17 protein-coding genes are annotated in these 17,464 nt (G+C 70.5%); 14 read left to right on the top strand and 3 right to left on the bottom strand.

Translation table 11 applies throughout. The features are described 5' to 3' along the window. Nucleotides 1-29: 29 nt before the first annotated feature. The 6 genes from ABFX55_RS33190 (at nucleotide 30) to ABFX55_RS33165 (ending at nucleotide 4,674) form a co-directional block, all read left to right on the top strand. Entirely contained in the window at nucleotides 30-551 is a 522-nt protein-coding gene (locus ABFX55_RS33190; RefSeq protein WP_346126594.1) for a TetR/AcrR family transcriptional regulator, read from the top strand. A 37-nt stretch (nucleotides 552-588) separates the two neighbouring features. Then, nucleotides 589-984 (top strand): GntR family transcriptional regulator, encoded by a 396-nt coding sequence (locus ABFX55_RS33185; protein ID WP_346131340.1) that lies wholly within the window; start codon nucleotides 589-591, stop codon nucleotides 982-984. Next, nucleotides 981-1,802, top strand: a complete 822-nt coding sequence (locus ABFX55_RS33180) for an ATP-binding cassette domain-containing protein (RefSeq protein ID WP_346126593.1) — start codon at nucleotides 981-983, stop codon at nucleotides 1,800-1,802. Before ABFX55_RS33185 ends, ABFX55_RS33180 begins: the two co-directional genes overlap by 4 nt. Further along, nucleotides 1,799-2,728 carry a hypothetical protein gene (locus ABFX55_RS33175; protein WP_346126592.1) on the top strand — a complete coding sequence of 310 codons (930 nt, stop codon included), beginning with the start codon at nucleotides 1,799-1,801 and terminating at the stop codon, nucleotides 2,726-2,728. The genes ABFX55_RS33180 and ABFX55_RS33175 overlap by 4 nt, the downstream gene beginning before the upstream one ends. Before the next feature lie 303 nt (nucleotides 2,729-3,031). Next, a complete protein-coding gene (locus tag ABFX55_RS33170) occupies nucleotides 3,032-4,258 on the top strand; it encodes an MFS transporter (protein WP_346126591.1) in 1,227 nt (408 codons plus the stop codon). Nucleotides 4,259-4,404: 146 nt separating this feature from the next. Beyond that, nucleotides 4,405-4,674 (top strand): heavy-metal-associated domain-containing protein, encoded by a 270-nt coding sequence (locus ABFX55_RS33165; RefSeq protein ID WP_379479021.1) that lies wholly within the window; start codon nucleotides 4,405-4,407, stop codon nucleotides 4,672-4,674. Between the two features lie 163 nt (nucleotides 4,675-4,837). On the opposite strand, the gene ABFX55_RS33160 is transcribed toward ABFX55_RS33165, so the two are convergent. Then, complete coding sequence (locus ABFX55_RS33160) at nucleotides 4,838-5,191, bottom strand: ribosomal maturation YjgA family protein (RefSeq protein ID WP_346126590.1); 354 nt, start codon at nucleotides 5,189-5,191, stop codon at nucleotides 4,838-4,840. Between the two features lie 21 nt (nucleotides 5,192-5,212). Here ABFX55_RS33160 and ABFX55_RS33155 point away from each other — a divergent pair, with 21 nt between their 5' ends. From ABFX55_RS33155 to ABFX55_RS33120, 8 genes are all read left to right on the top strand, one after another. Beyond that, nucleotides 5,213-6,850: an ABC-F family ATP-binding cassette domain-containing protein gene (locus ABFX55_RS33155; protein WP_346126589.1), complete on the top strand. Its 1,638-nt coding sequence runs from the start codon at nucleotides 5,213-5,215 to the stop codon at nucleotides 6,848-6,850. A gap of 126 nt (nucleotides 6,851-6,976) precedes the next feature. After that, complete coding sequence (locus tag ABFX55_RS33150) at nucleotides 6,977-8,806, top strand: ABC transporter substrate-binding protein (RefSeq protein ID WP_346126588.1); 1,830 nt, start codon at nucleotides 6,977-6,979, stop codon at nucleotides 8,804-8,806. Further along, on the top strand, nucleotides 8,803-9,861 hold the full coding sequence (locus ABFX55_RS33145; protein ID WP_376773292.1) for an ABC transporter permease: 1,059 nt from the start codon (nucleotides 8,803-8,805) through the stop codon (nucleotides 9,859-9,861). The genes ABFX55_RS33150 and ABFX55_RS33145 overlap by 4 nt, the downstream gene beginning before the upstream one ends. Continuing rightward, nucleotides 9,858-10,742, top strand: coding sequence for an ABC transporter permease (locus tag ABFX55_RS33140; protein WP_346126587.1), 885 nt, complete (start codon nucleotides 9,858-9,860; stop codon nucleotides 10,740-10,742). Before ABFX55_RS33145 ends, ABFX55_RS33140 begins: the two co-directional genes overlap by 4 nt. Beyond that, complete coding sequence (locus ABFX55_RS33135; protein ID WP_346126586.1) at nucleotides 10,739-11,878, top strand: ABC transporter ATP-binding protein; 1,140 nt, start codon at nucleotides 10,739-10,741, stop codon at nucleotides 11,876-11,878. Before ABFX55_RS33140 ends, ABFX55_RS33135 begins: the two co-directional genes overlap by 4 nt. Next, complete coding sequence (locus tag ABFX55_RS33130) at nucleotides 11,875-12,861, top strand: ABC transporter ATP-binding protein (protein WP_183651593.1); 987 nt, start codon at nucleotides 11,875-11,877, stop codon at nucleotides 12,859-12,861. The genes ABFX55_RS33135 and ABFX55_RS33130 overlap by 4 nt, the downstream gene beginning before the upstream one ends. A gap of 368 nt (nucleotides 12,862-13,229) precedes the next feature. Continuing rightward, complete coding sequence (locus ABFX55_RS33125; protein WP_346126585.1) at nucleotides 13,230-14,075, top strand: CPBP family intramembrane glutamic endopeptidase; 846 nt, start codon at nucleotides 13,230-13,232, stop codon at nucleotides 14,073-14,075. A gap of 7 nt (nucleotides 14,076-14,082) precedes the next feature. Then, on the top strand, nucleotides 14,083-14,469 hold the full coding sequence (locus tag ABFX55_RS33120) for a hypothetical protein (RefSeq protein ID WP_346126584.1): 387 nt from the start codon (nucleotides 14,083-14,085) through the stop codon (nucleotides 14,467-14,469). A 9-nt stretch (nucleotides 14,470-14,478) separates the two neighbouring features. Here ABFX55_RS33120 and ABFX55_RS33115 read toward each other — a convergent pair whose 3' ends face one another. Beyond that, a complete protein-coding gene (locus tag ABFX55_RS33115) occupies nucleotides 14,479-16,053 on the bottom strand; it encodes an amidohydrolase (RefSeq protein ID WP_346126583.1) in 1,575 nt (524 codons plus the stop codon). Further along, nucleotides 16,046-17,458 carry an APC family permease gene (locus ABFX55_RS33110; protein ID WP_346126582.1) on the bottom strand — a complete coding sequence of 471 codons (1,413 nt, stop codon included), beginning with the start codon at nucleotides 17,456-17,458 and terminating at the stop codon, nucleotides 16,046-16,048. Before ABFX55_RS33110 ends, ABFX55_RS33115 begins: the two co-directional genes overlap by 8 nt. Between the last annotated feature and the right edge of the window lie 6 nt (nucleotides 17,459-17,464).

Below are 17,464 nucleotides of genomic sequence, written 5' to 3'. Positions count from 1 at the left end.
GACCGTCAGTCCGGTTACAAGGGGGAGATGTGCGATCCGACGCCACCAGGAACCGCGAGGCGATCCTGCGGGCCACCGAGCAGCTGCTCGCCGCGGGCGAGAGCGTCTCGCTCGACCGGGTCGCCGAGGCGGCGGGGGTGGGCAAGGGCACGGTGTTCCGCAGATTCGGCAGCCGCACGGGGCTGTTCCAGGAGCTGCTCGCCGAACGCGCCGAACGGCTGGCCGCGCGCATCGCGGCCGAGGACGGGGCCCTTCCCGCGACCGAGCGGCTGCTCGGATTCCTCGACGAGCTGGCCGAGCTGGCGGGGCGCAACATCGCGCTGTTCGCCGCGCACGAGCGGGCCTGCGCGGAGGACAAGTACGCCGACCCCACCTACCTGCGGTGGCACGCCCACGTCAGCAGGCTGATCGCCGAGGCCAGGCCCGGTCGCGACGCGGACTTCCTCGCCCACGCCGTCCTCGGCTCGTTCGACGGGGAGCTGGTCCGCCACCTGGGCGTCGAACGGCTGAAGCGCTCGGTCAAGGAGCTGGTCGCCGATTTGACTTCCTGAGCCATCACCCTTTCACTATTCGAATAGTGAAAGGGTGATGGTGATCGACTTCTATCTCGACAGAGGGTCGGGGGTGTCCACGTACCTCCAGCTCGTCCACCAGGTCAAGCAGGCTCTTCGCCTCGGCACGCTGCGTCCCGGCGATCAGCTGCCCACCGCGAAGGAGGTCGTCGAGCGCCTCGCGATCAACCCGAACACCGTGCTCAAGGCCTACCGCGAGCTCGAACGCGAGGGCCTGGTCATCGGCCGTCCCGGCATGGGCACCTTCGTGGAGCGCTCGATCGGCGGCGCGGGCCTGGCCGACCACGCCCGGCTGCGCAGGTCCCTGATGTCCTGGATCGGGCAGGCGCGTGAGGCGGGGCTCGACCAGGACGACATGCACGCGCTCTTCGGCGCGGCCGTCACCGACTCCTTCCGTGAGGAGAGCGCATGATCGAGGCGAGGGGCCTGAAGATCGGCAGCAGGTTGCGCGACTGCTCCGTCCGCGTGCCGGACGGCAGGGTGGTCGCGCTGGTCGGGCCGAACGGCGCGGGCAAGACGACCTTCCTCCACGTGGTGGTCGGCCTGCTGACCCCCGAGCGCGGCGCCGTCAGGACGGCGGGCGAGGTCGCCTTCGTGGCGCAGGACAAGCCGCTCTACGACGGCTTCAGGGTGGCCGAGATGCTCACCCTCGGCCGCAGGCTCAACACCCGATGGGACGACTCGTACGCGCGCGAGCGCCTGGCCGGCCTCGGCATCCCGCTCGACCGCAAGGTCGGCAGGCTGTCGGGCGGGCAGCAGGCGCAGGTGGCGCTCACGATCGCGCTGGCCAGGCGGCCCGACCTGCTCGTGCTCGACGAGCCGCTCGCCAACCTCGATCCGCTGGCCAGGCACGAGGTCATGCGCTCGCTCATGGGCGCGGTCGCCGAGACGGGGATGAGCGTGGTGATCTCCTCGCACGTGGTCTCCGACCTGGTGGACACCTGTGACTGGCTGATCGTGCTCAACGAGGGGCGGGTGCAGGTCAGCGGCGACATCGACGAGCTGCTGTCGGAGCACAGGATGATGACGGGGCCGCTCGGGCTCTCCCCGAACGCGCGCGTGGTGGGCGGCAGCCGTACGGACAAGGAGCAGACGGTGCTGGTGCGCGGCGCGCCGGTGGCCGACCCGCGCTGGCGGGTGCGGGCGGTGAGCCTGGACGACCTGGTGATGGCGTACCTGCGCAGCCCCGAGGCGGCCGCGCTGCCGAGGCTGGAGGGGGTGCGGACGTGATCTGGCTGACCTGGAGGCAGCACAGGGGGCAGCTGCTGGTGACGTTCGGGCTGCTGGCGGCGCTCGGGCTGATGTTCCTGGTGTCGGGGCTGGAGGCGGCGGCCTTCGTCGCCTCGAACGCGAGCCTGGCTCCTGGCGACCTCGACGCGGCGCTGGGGGCGCGCTACGACGCCGTCTACACCGTCTTCGGATGGCTGCCGATCGTGGCTCCCGCGCTGATCGGGGCGTTCTGGGGCGCGCCGCTGCTGGGCAGGGAGTTCGAGAGGGGGACCCACCGGCTGGTCTGGACGCAGGCGGTGCCGGTGCGGCGCTGGCTCGCGGTCAAGCTCGTGGGGCTCGGCGGCCTGGTCGCGCTGGGCGGGCTGGCCATGTCGGCGATGGTGTCGGTGTGGCGGCCGAGGTTCCGCACCGACACCTTCGGAAACGTCGGCATCTTCAACATGCTCGGCGTGGAGCCCGCGGCCTGGTGGCTGTTCGCGTTCATGCTGGGAACGGCGGCCGGGGCGGTGCTGCGCCGCACCCTGGCCGCGATGGCGGTGGTCGTGGGGGTGCTCGCGGTCATGACGTTCGGGCTGTTCACCCTGAGCGACCACTACGCCACGCCGTCCAGGGTGGTGACGGCCGACCAGACCACGGTGACGAGCCAGGACGTGCGGCTGGTGGAGCACGCGTGGCTCGACCCCGCGGGGCGGGAGATCGCCGAGACGCCGCCTGGCGCGTGCCCCCGCGGCGTCGACACGGGGAGGAACGACAGCGCGCGAACGGCCTACGAGGAGTGCCTGATCGGCAAGGGGTACCGGCACGTGGTCTACTTCCACGGGCATGACCGGTTCTGGCGCTTCCAGCTCATCGACGCGGCGATCCTGCTCGCCGGGGCCGCGGGGCTGGGGCTGGTCACCGTCCGCGCTGTCCGCAGGGCCTCCTGAGGGGGCCTCGTCGTCCTGGGGAACGTCCGAGTACGGCTGGCGGTCGGCCAGCCGTACGAGGTGGTTACCGGTGGCGATGGGCCGCCGGTCAGGTCCAGGAGACGCCGCGCTGCACGGTGCCACCCCCTTCCCCTTGGACGCGGTGCGTGAATCGGATTTATCACTCATTATGGTGATAAATTGATCTACGCCGCGTTCGTAATGATCTGAAATTGTTTGCGGTATTTCAAGCCTTGATCTCATCAGGGGATCTTGTTACGTTGCAACCGTTTTGCGATCTATGGACACGGGTGGCGAAGATCCATGGCCGGAACGGTGAAGCCCTCAGAGAGCACCGACCAGTCCGTGGGATTCCGCGACGTCTTCGCCGTCGCGGAGTATCGCCGCCTCTGGAGCGCCACCGTCATCTCCGAGCTGGGCGACCAGCTGGCCAGGGTGGCCGTCGTCATCCTCGTCTACCAGCGCACGTCGTCGGCCTGGCTGACCGCGCTCTCCTACGCCATCAGCTATCTCCCCGCGATTATGGGAGGCTCGCTGCTGGCCGTTCTCGCCGACCGATATCCGCGCAGAAACGTGATGGTCTCAGCGGACCTGCTGCGCGCGATTCTCGTGCTTCTCCTCGCGATTCCCGCGATGCCGCTCGTCGTGCTCTACCTGCTGCTCTTCGCCGTCCAGGCGCTCGAATCGCCCGCCCGCGCGGCGCGGGCCGCCATCCTGCCGCAGATGCTGGCGGGGGAGCGTTACACCGTCGGGGTCGCCGCCTACCACGTCACCAACCAGTTCACCTATGTCGCGGGCTTCCTGGTGGGCGGCCTCGTCGTCGTGGCGACGGGGCCGAGGCTCGCCTTCGTCATCGACGCCGCCACCTTCCTCGTCTCCGCGCTCATCGTCGCCAGGCTGGCCGCGTACGCTCCCGCCGAGCCCGAGCGGGCCGCCAAGGCCCGCCTGCGCGACAGGGTCAGGACGATCACGGCCAGGCCCCGCCTGCGCTGGCTGGCCATGCTGGCGATGCTGGCGGCCTTCTCCATGACACCGCTGGCGCTGGCCGTCCCGTACGGCAGGCAGATCGGCCTCGACGAGGATCTGTCGAGTCTGCTCATGGCCGCCATCCCCGCCGGATACGTGGCCGGGACTTTCGTGCTGACCAGGCGGGTCAGGCCGCAGGCACGACCACGCCTGCTCGGGCCGATGGCGCTGGCGAGCTTCCTGCCCCTCATGGGCGCGGCCCTCGTGCCGCCGCTGCCGGTGATGCTGGCGCTGCTCGTGGCGTGCGGCGCGCTCACCGCCTACCAGGTCGTGGCCAACGCCGAGTTCGTCGCCCTGGTCCCCGACGAGCAGCGGGGTGGCGCGATCGGCGTCGTCGCCGCCACCCTGACGGCCGTGCAGGGCCTGGCGATGGTGGTGGCGGGGGTGGTGGCCGAGTTCGCGGGCGCCGGCGGCGCCATCGCGATCTTCGGTGCGTCGGGCGCTCTCGCGGCCCTGCTCCTGCTCAGGGCCACGGGCTCCCGCGCGGAGGTCGTGGCGGGCTGAGGACGCGACGCCGCCGGGCAGCACGAGCCCGTCGAGGTCGGCGACCGAGCTCACCACCGTGCCCGAGTAGGGCCGATCTATGCCGCGTAAACCCCTGGGGGGTATATAGTGAGCGACACGAGCTTCCGAGCTGTGAGGAGAGACTGATGACCGTCACGACGTACCAGGTCGAGGGTATGACCTGTGGCCACTGTGTCAGCTCGGTGACCGCCGAGGTCGGCAAGGTGGCAGGGGTCAGCGAGGTGCAGGTGGACCTGGCGAGCAAGGCCGTCACCGTGACCAGCGCGGCGCCGCTGGACGACACGCTGGTGCTGGCCGCCGTCACCGAGGCCGGCTACGAGCTGGCCGGCCGTGCCGACAGGGTCATGCTGGCGCAGGCGGGCGGTTCGTGCTGCGGCTCCGGCGGCTGCCACTGACCGTCGCCGTCTCGCGAAGGGCCGCGCATCCAGGGGATGCGCGGCCCTTCGCGCGTTCTACCGGGCTCATCCGCGCCGTGCGCTCGGGCGCGCCGGACAGCAGGACCAGCAGTTCGTAGTAGGTGATCGGCATGCCAGGCGGCCTGACCGTGCGCGTGCCGCCTCAGGGTGCGGCCGGGGATTTCCGCCCTGCCCTGCTTCGCAGGGTGAGGTCGAGGGCGAGGACCCCCGCCGCGCCCACGGCGTACCAGAACAGGTCAGGCGGGTTGAAGGTGCTGCCCAGCACCGGCGCCAGGACCCTCGGCAGGTCCAGCAGCTGGGCGAACTCGATCGCCCAGCTCGCGCCCAGAGCGATCAGGGCCGCCACCGCCGGCCTCGCCCTCGGCGCGACGAACAGCACGACCCAGTACAGCAGCACCGTGTAGAACGCGTCCCCCGCGTACTTCGACAGCGGCCTCGTCGCCAGCCCCAGGATGATCGTTACGGCGGCGAAAATCGCGATGCGGGAGCGCGGCATGCGATTACGCTAGCGGTTGTTATGAGTGCAACTCTTGTTGGAAAAGGTCTCGCCGCAGGTCATGGGGGGCGAGTCCTGTTCTCCGAGCTCGACCTGGTCGTCGCCCCCTCCGATGTCATCGGCCTCGTCGGCGTCAACGGAGCGGGGAAGTCCACCCTGCTGAGAATGCTCGCGGGCATCGACCAGCCGGAGGGCGGCTCGATCCGCCTCAACCCGCCCTCGGCCGTCGTCGGCTATCTGCCGCAGGAGCCCGAGCGGCGGCAGGGCGAGACGGTCAGGGAGTTCCTCGCCCGCCGTACCGGTGTCACCGGCGCGCAGCGCGACCTCGACGAGGCGACGCAGGCTCTCGTCGAGTCGCGGCAGGGGGCCGACGACGCCTACAGCCTCGCGCTGGAGCGCTGGCTGTCGCTCGGCGGCGCCGACCTGGAGGAGCGCGCCGAGGAGGTGGCCGCCGACCTCGGGCTCATGATCGACCTCGACCAGGCGATGACGTCCCTGTCGGGAGGTCAGGCCGCCCGTGCGGGCCTGGCGTCGCTGCTGCTCAGCCGCTACGACCTGTTCCTGCTGGACGAGCCCACCAACGACCTCGACCTCGACGGCCTCGACCGGCTCGAGGCGTTCGTGAAGGGGCTGCGCGCCGGCACCGTGGTCGTCAGCCACGACCGCGAGTTCCTGGCCAGGACCGCCACGGCCGTCCTCGAGCTCGACCTGGTGCAGCAGCAGGTCCGCCTGTTCGGCGGCGGCTACCAGGCCTACCTGGAGGAGCGCGAGGTCGCCCGCAGGCACGCCCGCGAGCGCTACGAGGAGTACGCCGACACCCGCGCCGACCTGGAGCTGCGCGCCCGCACGCAGCGCGCGTGGATGGAGAAGGGCGTCAAGAACGCCCGCAGGAAGCAGAAGGACAACGACAAGATCGGGCGTAACGCCCGCGTCGAGACGACGGAGAAGCAGGCCGCCAAGGCCCGCCAGACCGAGAAGCTGATCGAGCGGATGGAGGTGGTCGAGGAGCCGCGCAAGGAGTGGGAGCTGCGCATGGAGATCGCGGCCGCCCCACGCGCCGGCGCCGTCGTGGCCACGATGCGCGAGGCGGTGGTCAGGCGCGGGTCCTTCACCCTCGGCCCCGTCGACCTGGAGGTCGGCTGGGCGGAGCGCGTGGCGATCACCGGCGCGAACGGCTCGGGCAAGACGACGCTGCTGGCCGCGATGCTCGGCAAGCTGCCGCTCGACGAGGGGCACGCCGCGCTCGGTCCCGGCGTCGTGGTCGGCGAGGTGGACCAGGCGCGCAGGCGCTTCGAGGGCGAGGAGCCGCTGCTCGGCGTCTTCGGTGAGGCGTCAGGCCTGGTCGAGGCCGAGGCGCGCACGCTGCTGGCGAAGTTCGGGCTGAGGGCCGACCACGTGCTGCGGCCGGCCGCCACGCTCTCGCCGGGCGAGCGGACCCGCGCGGGTCTCGCGCTGCTGCAGGCCAAGGGGGTCAACCTGCTCGTGCTCGACGAGCCGACCAACCATCTCGACCTCGCCGCGATCGAGCAGCTGGAGTCGGCGCTGGCCCACTACCCCGGCACGCTGCTGCTCGTCACGCACGACCGCAGGATGCTGGAAGCCGTGCAGGTAGATCGCAGGTTGCGGGTGAAGGAAGGTCAAGTTTCCGAAGAGGGGTGAAAAATAACATCGCGGATGGAAACGAGAGTGAAACAATTTTCCGCCACTCGTTGACACGCGATGTTGGGATGGTGTGCCTTTCTCTATTAACAGGTCTCCCCCTGCCTGAGAGTGAGGCAACCAACAATGGGTAAATGGCTCGCGCGCCTGACGGCGCTCGGGGTGGCTCTAGTCCTGGCGGCACCCGTCACCGCCGCCCAGGCCGCTGACCCTGCTACGACGGGCAAGAAGACCGTCAGGATCGGCTCGATCCAGTCGGTCGACTCGATGAACCCGTTCCTGGCGGTACGGCTGATCGCGGGCCAGCTCCAGCGATGGACGTACATGTTCCTCACCGCGCCCGACCCCAAGACGCTGAAGCCTGGCCCTGACCTGGCCGAGTCCTGGGAGTCGTCGGACGACGGGCTGACCTGGACCTTCAAGATCCGGCAGGCCAAGTGGTCGGACGGTCAGCCGGTCACCGCGCACGACGCGGCCTGGACGTTCAACAAGATCATGACGGATGACGCGGCCAAGACCGGCAACGGTCCCGCCGTGGAGAACTTCGAGACGGTCACCGCGACGGACGACCGCACTCTGGTGATCAAGACCAAGGCGCCGCAGGCGTCGATGCTGTCGAACCCGATCCCGATCGTGCCCAAGCACATCTGGGAGAAGGTCGGCGACATGGCCACGTTCGAGAACGAGACCTACCCTGCGGTCACCAACGGCGCGTACATCCCGATCGAGCACAAGAAGGACAACTACGTCAAGCTCAAGGCCAACCCTGACTACTGGCAGGGCAAGCCCAAGATCGACGAGCTTCAGGTCATCTTCTACGAGAACCCCGAGGCCGCCATCGCGGGCCTGAAGAAGGGCGACATCGACCTGATCGGCCGCCTGGCCGCGCCGCAGTTCGAGGCGGGCGCGGGCGACGCGAACATCGTGCAGTGGAACACCCCGGGCCGCCGGGCCGCGTACCTGCAGATCAACCACGGCGCCACCACCTCCGACGACAAGGAGATCGGTGACGGCCACCCGGCGCTGAAGGACCCGAAGGTCCGCCAGGCCATCCACCACGCGATCGACAAGCAGGCCCTCGTCGACCAGGTCCAGAACGGCCTGGCGGTCCCCGCCAGCGGCTCGATCGTGCCGCCGATGTACACCGACTTCTTCTGGGAGGCCGCCGGCGCGGACAAGATCTCCTTCGACCTCGCCAAGGCCAACCAGATCCTCGACGAGGCCGGGTACAAGAAGGGAGACGACGGCGTCCGCACCATGCCTGACGGCAAGCGGAAGCTCGAGATGCGCTTCAGCATCCACACCGACACCCCCACCGAGGACAAGCTGGCCCAGTTCCTCACCGGGTGGTTCAAGGAGATCGGCATCACGCTGACCACGCGCAAGCTCGACTCCAACAAGTTCACCGAGGAGACCGGCAGCACCGCGCTGTTCGACATCGCGATCAGCGGCTGGTCGGTCAACCCCGACCCCGAAGAGGTCCTGGCCACGCACCTGTGCAGCCGCAGGCCGACCCCGACGGGCGAGGGCGGCGGCACCGAGTCCTTCTACTGCGACAAGCAGTACGAGGACCTCTACCAGTCGCAGCTCAAGGAGCTCGACGCCACCAAGCGCGCCGACATGATCAAGCAGATGCAGCAGCGCCTCTACACCGACGCGCCGGTCATCGCGATCTACTACCCGAACAACCTCGAGCTGTACCGCAAGGACCGGATCACCAGCATCACCCCGATCCCGGCGGGCAAGCAGGGCGAGGGCATCCTGTACGGCGGCGCCAGCGGCTACCCGATGATCACCCTGGACGCCCCCGCCGTCGCCACCGGCGCCTCGTCCGACGGTGGCGGCTCCAACACCGGCATGATCATCGGCATCGCGGCGGCCGCGGTCGTCGTGCTCGGTGTCGGTGGTTTCCTCCTGTCCAGGCGGCGTAAGACCACCTCGGACGAACGCGAATAATGGCCACTCCGCTCGAAACCGAGCCCGCCGCCGTCCAGACGGCGGCGGGCCCCGGCGAGGACCGGCCCGCCTACCGGGGCACGCTCCGCTACGCCCTCACCAAGCTCGGCGGGGCGCTGCTCAGCATCGGCATGGTCATCGTCGCGACGTTCTTCCTGTTCCGCCTGATCCCCGGCGACCCGGTGATCGCCTACACGCGTGACGTGCCGCTCAGTCCCGACCAGATCGAACTGCTGCGCAGGCAGATGGGCCTGGACAAGCCGCTCATGCAGCAGTTCGCCGACTTCGTGCTGAGGACGCTGCAGTTCGACCTCGGCACCTCCTACGAGTACAAGCGCCCTGTCACCGACCTCATCGGCGAGCGCGTCGGCCCCACACTGCTGCTCACGGGCGTCGGCCTGTTCATCGCGGTCAGCCTCGGCCTGTGGCAGGGCACCCGCGCCGCATGGCACCACGGCGGCCGCCTCGACCGCTTCTCCACCGGCGTCTCGCTCGTGCTGTGGTCGGTGCCCACCTTCTGGCTCGGCCTGCTGCTGCTCATGGTGCTGGGCGCGGGCATCGGCCCGATCCCCGGGCTCTTCCCGACCAGGGGCATGGAGAGCGTCGACGCGCCCGACGGCTTCGGCTACGTGCTCGACGTCGCCCACCACATGGTGCTGCCCTGCCTCACGCTGGTGGCGGTGGTCTACGCGCAGTACCTGCTGGTCATGCGCTCGTCGCTGCTGGACGAGATCGGCCAGGACTACGTGACGACCGCGCGCGCCAAGGGCCTGCGCGACGACATGGTCCGGCGACGCCACGCCATCCCCAACGCCCTGCTGCCCACCGTGACGCTCGTCTTCATCCACATCGGCTTCGTGGTCGGCGGCGCGGTCTCCGTCGAGACCGTCTACTCCTGGCCGGGCCTCGGCCTGCTGTTCTACGAGGCGATCAAGGGCCCTGACTTCGCGGTCATGCAGGGCACGTTCATGGTCGTCTGCGTCGCGGTGATCATCATGAACACGCTGGCCGACGTGGCCTACCACGTCCTTGACCCGAGGGTGAGGTCGGCATGAGCGCCGTGACGTGGGCGCGCAGGCGCTCCGCGCTCGCCAGGTTCTGGCAGCAGTACCGCCGCCAGCGCGCGGGCGTGGTCGGCGCCGTCGTCCTGCTGGTCTTCGTCGTGCTCGCGGTGATCACTCCGCTGATCACCGACAGGACCGGCATGGACGTCACGAAGGCGACCGGCGACAAGATGGCCCCGCCCAGCCTGGAGTTCCTGCTGGGCACCGACGAGTCGGGCCGCTCGATCCTGCTGATGATCCTGTGGGGCTCGCGCGTCTCGCTGCTCATCGGGTTCCTGTCCGCCCTGCTCAGCATGGTGATCGGCACCGTGGTCGGCATCGCGGCGGGGCACTTCAGAGGATGGGCGTCCGCCACGCTGATGCGGATCACCGACTGGTTCCTGGTGCTGCCCTCCTTGGTGCTCGCGCTGGTGCTCTCGGCGATCCTCGGCGGCAGCACCTCGACGATCATCCTGGCGATCGGCATCACCTCGTGGGCCTCCACGGCCAGGCTGATCAGGGCCCAGACCCTCGCGGTCGAGGCCAGGCCGTACATCGAGAGGTCCAGGGCGCTCGGCGCGGGGCACTGGCACGTGATGACCAGGCACGTGCTGCCGAACGTCGCGCCGCTGGTGCTCGCCAACACCACCCTCCAGGTGGCCAGCGCGATCGTCGCCGAGTCGACGCTCGCCTTCCTCGGCGCCGACTCCGGTCAGGCGTCGTGGGGCCAGTTGCTGCGCGGGTCCTACGACTGGGGCGCGGCCACGGCCGGGGCCTGGTGGTACATCCTCGCGCCCGGTCTCTGCATCGTCGCGGTCGTGCTGGCGTTCACGCTGTGCGGACGGGCGATGGAGGCCGTGCTCAACCCACGCCTTCGGGGAGTCAGCCGATGAACCTCTTGTCGCTCGAAGACGTCTCGGTGACGTACACCATCGCCTCCGGCGAGGTCCCGGCCGTGCGCGACGTCTCGCTGACGCTGGCTCCCGGCGAGGCCCTCGGCATCGCGGGGGAGTCGGGCTCGGGCAAGTCGACGCTGGCCATGGCGCTGCTGCGGCTGCTTCCCCGCGACGCCCGGGTCGAGGGCAGGATCGTGCTCGACGGCGAGGACATCCTGGCCATGAAGTGGGGACGGCTGCGCGCGGTGCGCTGGGCAGAGGCCTCCATCGTCTTCCAGGGCGCCCAGCACGGCCTCAACCCCGTGCGCCGCATCGGCGAGCAGATCGCCGAGCCGCTGCTCGTGCACGGCCTGGCCCAGCCCGCGCAGGCGCGTACCCGCGTGGCCGAACTGCTGGAGCAGGTGGGGCTGCCCGCGTGGCGGTCGCGCAGTTATCCGCACGAGTTGTCCGGAGGGCAGCGGCAGCGGGTGATGATCGCGATGGCGCTGGCCTGCTCGCCCCGCCTGATCATCGCCGACGAGCCGACGACCGCGCTCGACGTGATGGTCCAGGCGCAGGTCCTCAGCCTGATCAAGGACCTGATCGCCTCGCACGGCATCTCCCTGATCATGATTTCTCACGATCTGTCCGTCCTGGCGGACATGTGCGACAGACTGGCCGTCATGTACGCGGGCAGGGTGGTCGAGAACGGCCCCTCGCACGAGGTGTTCCACGCCGCCAGACACCCCTACAGCGCCGCTCTGGCCGCGGCCTTCCCGACGGTCGGCGACCCGGTCTCCAGGATGGCGCCCAAGGGGCTCGGAGGGGACCCGCCCGACCCGATGGACCTGCCTTCGGGCTGCTCGTTCCATCCGCGCTGCCCCGTCGCCCTCGACCTCTGCTCGTCGCTGGACGTCGAGCTGTGGCCCGCGGGCCGCGAGGGCGAGGGACCGCACACCGCCGCCTGCGTGCACGTCCGCCCCGACCTCAAGGCCGGCGCGGACGAGCTCGGCTCACCCGACGCGGAGACCGGCGGCGATGATCCGGCCGCGCCCTCCCCGGACAGTGAGCGCGGGCAGGGCAGGGGCGAGGTGGTCGCGGCGGCCTCGCTGGAGACCGCCGCCCGTGACGAGCGCGCCAAGGAGACCTCATGAGCACCCCCCTCCTGCAAGCGCGCGACCTGCACGTGGAGTTCTCCTCCAGGGGCAGGCGCGCCCGAGCCGTCGACGGCGTCAACCTGGCCGTCGGCGAGGGCGAGATCGTGGCCCTGGTCGGCGAGTCCGGCTGCGGCAAGACCACGCTGGCGCGCACCCTGCTCGGCCTGGAGCGCCCCACCAGCGGCACCGTCCTGTACGGCGGGCAGCCGCTGACCTACACCAGCAAGGCGCTCAAGGCCTACCGCCGTGAAGCCCAGCTCGTCCTCCAGGACCCCACGGGTTCGCTGAACCCCAGGCACACCGTCTACGAGGCGGTCGCCGAGGGGCCGCGCATCCACGGCATGGCCAACGAGGAACAGGTCGTCGCCGAGGCGCTGTCCAGGGCGGGGCTCAGGCCTCCCGAGCGGTTCTTCCTGCGCTACCCGCACGAGCTGTCCGGAGGGCAGCGCCAGCGCGTGGTCATCGCCGGCGCGCTCGCGCTCAACCCGCGCATGCTCGTCGCCGACGAGCCGGTGGCCTCGCTCGACGCCAGCGTCAGGGGCGAGATCCTGGCCCTGCTGCTGAAGCTGCGCGAGGAGCTCGGCCTGTCGGCCCTGGTCGTCACCCACGACCTCGGCCTGGCCTGGAACATCGCCGACAGGGTGGCGGTGATGTACCTCGGCAGGATCGTCGAGTCGGGGCCCGTCGAGGAGGTGCTGAAGGAGCCGAAGCATCCCTACACGCAGGCGCTGCTGTCTGTGCTCCCCGAGTCGCCCGAGCGGGTGGTGCTGAGCGGCGAGCCGCCGGACCCGACGCGCATCCCCGGTGGCTGCCGCTTCCACGCCCGCTGCCAGGTGCTGGCCTCAGGCGCGGCGGCTCTGGCGGGGGTCGACTCGCGGTGCAGGTCGGAGCTGCTGGAGGTGCTGCCTGCCGTACCCGAGGCGCAGGCCGCCTGCTACTACGCGGACACGATGGCGGCGGACGAGGCCGTCGTGCGCTGAGACCCGCGCGGCCAGGAGCTCAGTCCCACACGAGATCGCCCTCTGGCGTGCCGGAGGGCGTGAAGCCGCGCCACCGCCTGCCCGACTCCAGCGTCCTGGCCAGCTCCTCGAGGAAGTGGAGGTAGCAGGGCCGGCCGTCGGTGAAGTACAGCCCCGTCGTGGCGCAGCAGTGAGGCCTTGAGCGCGTCGGGGAAGCGCGTCCCCATCGCAGCCTCCGCCCGCGCGATCCGCTTCGGCGTGGCGGGCGGGCGCAGCGAGCGGTAGGTGTTCGGCGCGTTGACGGCGAGCCAGAGTAAATCTAAGGGATGACATCCGCCTGGTCCCCCCGCAGGAGGAAAGCGGGCGAAAGCCCGGCAATCATGAACATCATGTCCAGAAGCGCCATCGTGACGGGCGTGGGCCTGGCGGCGTTCGTCGTCGCCTACGCGACGCTGATCCTCACCGGCAACACCGAGATCCGGATGTCGGCCGATCCGGGCGCCACGGGCGTCACCCTCTGGGCCACGCTGCTGCCGCCCCTCGCCGCGATCATCCTGGCTCGCCTGGTTCCGCCGCGCGTGCCGCCGCCCCGGCCCCTGGCCGAGCTCCCGAGGCCCAGACTGGTCAGTGAGAGCCGGCTGCTGGTGGCCGCGGCGCTCGTCTTCCCCCTCGCCGTCCTGCTCGTGGGACGCGGCCTGCTCTACCCCGTGGTCAAGGTCGCCATCCTGCTGGTGGTGCCGCTGGTGGGGTTCAGGCTGCTGAGGAAGGGCGGCCCCGCCGCCAGGTCCATGCCCGCGCCGGTGACCTGGCTGGCGCCGCTGCCCGCCGTCCTGGCCTGGTTCCTGCTGGCAGAGGTCAGCCCGCTCTCGCCGCCGCTCACCCAGCAGCTGCCCGACCCCGTCACGCTCGCCGTGGGCTCCCTGATCACGCTGCTCACCGCCAGCGTGCTGGAGGAGATCTTCTACAGAGGGTGGCTGCAGACCCGCCTGGAAGCCCTGTACGGCACCTGGCCCGGCATCCTCGCCACCTCGCTGCTGTTCGCCGCGATGCACGTCAGCCACATCAGGCCCGACGCGATCGGCATCGGCCTGGCCTCGGTGGTCGCCGCGCAGGGTCTGTTCGGCCTGATGCAGGGCTATCTGTGGGCCCGCTACCGCAACATCTGGGTGATCATCCTCATCCACGTCGTCGTCAACCTCGTCTACGTGGACATGCTGATCCGGCCGTCCGCATGATGGAGGCATGCTGCTCGAACACCAGGGCGTGAGCCCGGCCGTCGATCCCACGGCCTACGTCGCCCCGACCGCCACACTCTGCGGTGAGGTCCGGGTGGGTCCAGGCTGCAGGGTGCTGTTCGGCGCGGTTCTCACCGCGGAGGGCGGCCCCGTCGAGCGCACCGACGTGCCGGAGGACACGACCGTGCCGATCGGCTGGGTGGCCGTGGGCGACCCTGCCGAGCTGTTCCCGCCCGACCGGGACGAACGGATCTGGGAGGTGCAGCGCGAGCTCGACTTTCCCGGATACGTCTTCGGGCTGCCGCGCGCCGCCGACGGCGAGTCGATCATGCCGGAGGTCTCCCACCGGTACGGCAGGGCGCTCGACCGCCACCGCACCGACCGGATCCTCTGACCCCGCCGCTCAGAAGGTGCGCTCTCCCGCCAGCCAGGTGCCGAGCACCTTGATGTGCCTGAGCCGCAGCGGGTCCTCGGCGCGCGGGTCGGCCGACAGCCACACCAGGTCGGCCGCCTTGCCGGTGTCCAGGGCGCCGCGGTCGGCCTCGGCGAAGGCCTGGTAGGCGACTCCCGAGGTGTAGGCCGCGAGCGCGTCCTCGACCGAGAGCCGTTCGTCCGGTGTCCACGCTTCGCCCGCGCCGTCCAGGGTCTGCCTGGTCGTCGCGACCTGGATGCCGAGCAGCGGTTCGTGCGAGCTGACGGGCCAGTCGCTGCCGAACGACAGCGTGGCGCCGAGCTCGCGCAGGGTCCGCATCGGGTACTGCAGGTCCGCGCGGGAGGGGCCGAGCCTGGGCACGGTCAGCTCGGTCTGCAGCGGGTCGAGTTGCGCCCACAGCGGCTCGAAGTTGGCGATCACGCCGAGCTCGGCGAAGCGCGGCAGGTCGGCGGGGTCGACGAGCTGGGTGTGCGCGATGACGGGGCGGCGGTCCCACGCGGGGTTCTCCCGTGCCGCCCTCTCGACGGCGTCCAGCGCGGCCCTGATCCCGCCGTCGCCGATCGCGTGGATGTGCACCTGGAAGCCGTCGGCGTCGAACGCGGCCACGGCCTCGGCCAGCGCGGCGGGCTCCCAGACGGGCATGCCGCAGGAGTGCGGCACGTCCACGTACGGCTCCAGCATGGCCGCGGTGCCGCCCTCGATGACGCCGTCGGCGAAGAACTTGACGGTGTTCGCGGTGACGAGCGCCTCCCCTGCGCGGTTGACGGTGTCTCGCAGGGAGGAGAAGGCGGGGCGCTGGGCCGTCCAGGTGTCGGGGTCGGCGCGGAAGGCGAGGTTGGCGCGGAAGCGCAGCGCGCCGCGCCTGGAGGCCTCCAGGTACGCCTGCACCATGGACGGCTCGACCCAGGCGTCCTGCACCCAGGTGATCCCCGCGGCGGCCATGGTCCTGCCCGCCTCGGCCAGTCCCTCGACCAGCTCGTCCAGGGACTTGGCGGGTACCAGGTCGAGGACGAGGTCGCAGGCGTGCCACTCCCTGAGCGTGCCGAGCGCGCTGCCGTCGGGCCTGCGCAGGATCCAGCCCAGCCGGGGATCGGGCGTCGAGGGGCCGATCCCCGCCCGCTCCAGCGCCGCGGTGTTGCACCAGACGGTGTGGTAGTCGTAGGCGCGCAGCACCACGGGCCTGTCGGCGACCGCCTCGTCCAGCCAGCGCGCGTCGAACTCGCCGAAGGGGGCGATGGAGGGGTCGTAGCTGCCCCCGACGATCCACTCCTGCGACGGGTGCTCCGCGGCGTGGCGCCCCACCTCCGCGACGATCTCCGACACCGTGGTCAGGCCCTTGATCTGCGGACCCTGCGCCTCGAGGCCGCCGAACATCGGGTGCGCGTGCCCGTCGCCGAAGGACGGCATGAGCAGGCCGCCCTGCAGGTCCACCACGGTGGCGCCGGGGGAGGGTCGCGAGACGATCCTTCCGCCGGAGACGGCCAGCGAGGTGGCCGTCTCCGTGCCCGTCCAGACGGTGCCGTTGGTGAAGTGCAGGTCAGGCACGGGTGGCTTCCTCCGTGGTGAGTTGGGCGTAACGGGCGGGGTCGTGGCGCCGGATGCGCAGGGCGAGCAGCGCGCCGAGCGCGAAGACGACGGGGACGGGCAGGATGAGCAGGGCGTTCACGGTGCCCGTCGCCCCGGTGATGAGCTCGAAGTTGGTCACCACCAGCACGATGATCACCGCGAGGAGGACGAAGGCGGAGAAGGGCGCGACGAGCACGCGTCCTGCGCTGAAGCCTCGGCGATCCTTCCTGAAGAAGGCCACCACCGACAGCGCGGCCAGCGCCTGCAGGACCATGACCCCGATGATGCCGGTGCCGTTCGTCCACAGGAAGATCACGGCGTAGGGGTCGGAGCCCGCGACGATGCCCGCCACGATGATGAGCACGGAGATCACGACCTGTGTGATCACCGCGACGTACGGCGAGCCGTTGTGCGCCGAGATTCTGGCGAGCGGCCTGGGCAGCACGCCCTCGCGGCCGAGGGCGTAGAAGTATCGGGTGGAGGCGTTGTGGAAGGCCAGGGCGGCGGCGAAGCAGCTCGTCACGATCAGCAGGTGCATCGCGTCCGCTGCCCACTTGCCCGCGAAGGAGGCGGTGGCGGTGAAGACCATGTCCGCGCCGCCTTCGCCGTTGGCCACCTCGACGGCCCTGTCCGCACCGTAGGCGTTGATGATCATCCACACGGTGAAGGTGTAGAAGAGCGCGAGGAAGGCGACGGCGGCGTAGGTGGCCTTCGGCACCGTCCGCTGAGGGTCTCTCGCCTCCTCGGCGTAGATCGCGGTCGCCTCGAAGCCGATGAACGCGCCGATCGACAGTACGAACATGCCGCCCGCGCCGCCCGAGAACAGCTCGGCGGGGTTGAACGGGCTGAGCGACAACTCCGCGCCGCTGACCAGCACCGACACCTCGAAGACCAGCAGGATCAGCACTTCGAGCGCGAGCGCCACGCCCAGCACCTTGGCGCTGAGCGTGATCTTCAGGTAGCCGAGCACGCCCACGGCCGCCACGCACAGCAGCGTCCACGCCTGCCATGGCACGTCGAGCCCGAAGACGTCGGCCATCGTCGAGGCGGCGAACACCCCGAAGGCGGCCATCAGCCCGATGCCGATGAGGTTGTAGGAGATGACCGCGACGTACGCCGAGCCGAGGCCCGTCGCCTTGCCCAGGCCCCTGCCGATATAGGCGTAGAAGGCTCCCGCGTTGCGCACGTGCCCGCTCATCGCCGTGAACCCGGCCGCGAACAGGCCGACGACCATGCCCGACAGCAGGTAGCCGAGCGGAGCGGCGACGCCGCCGATGCCGATCGCCAGCGGCGCCACCCCTGCCATGACGGTGAGGGGAGCGGCCGCGGCCACGACGAAGAAGACCAGGTCAGCGGTGCCGATGGCATTGCGTGACAGAGACATGGCCGG

The sequence above is a fragment of the Nonomuraea roseola genome, from assembly GCF_039535395.1.
Lineage (GTDB): Bacteria > Actinomycetota > Actinomycetes > Streptosporangiales > Streptosporangiaceae > Nonomuraea > Nonomuraea roseola.
This window is presented reverse-complemented; position numbering and strand designations above follow the sequence as displayed.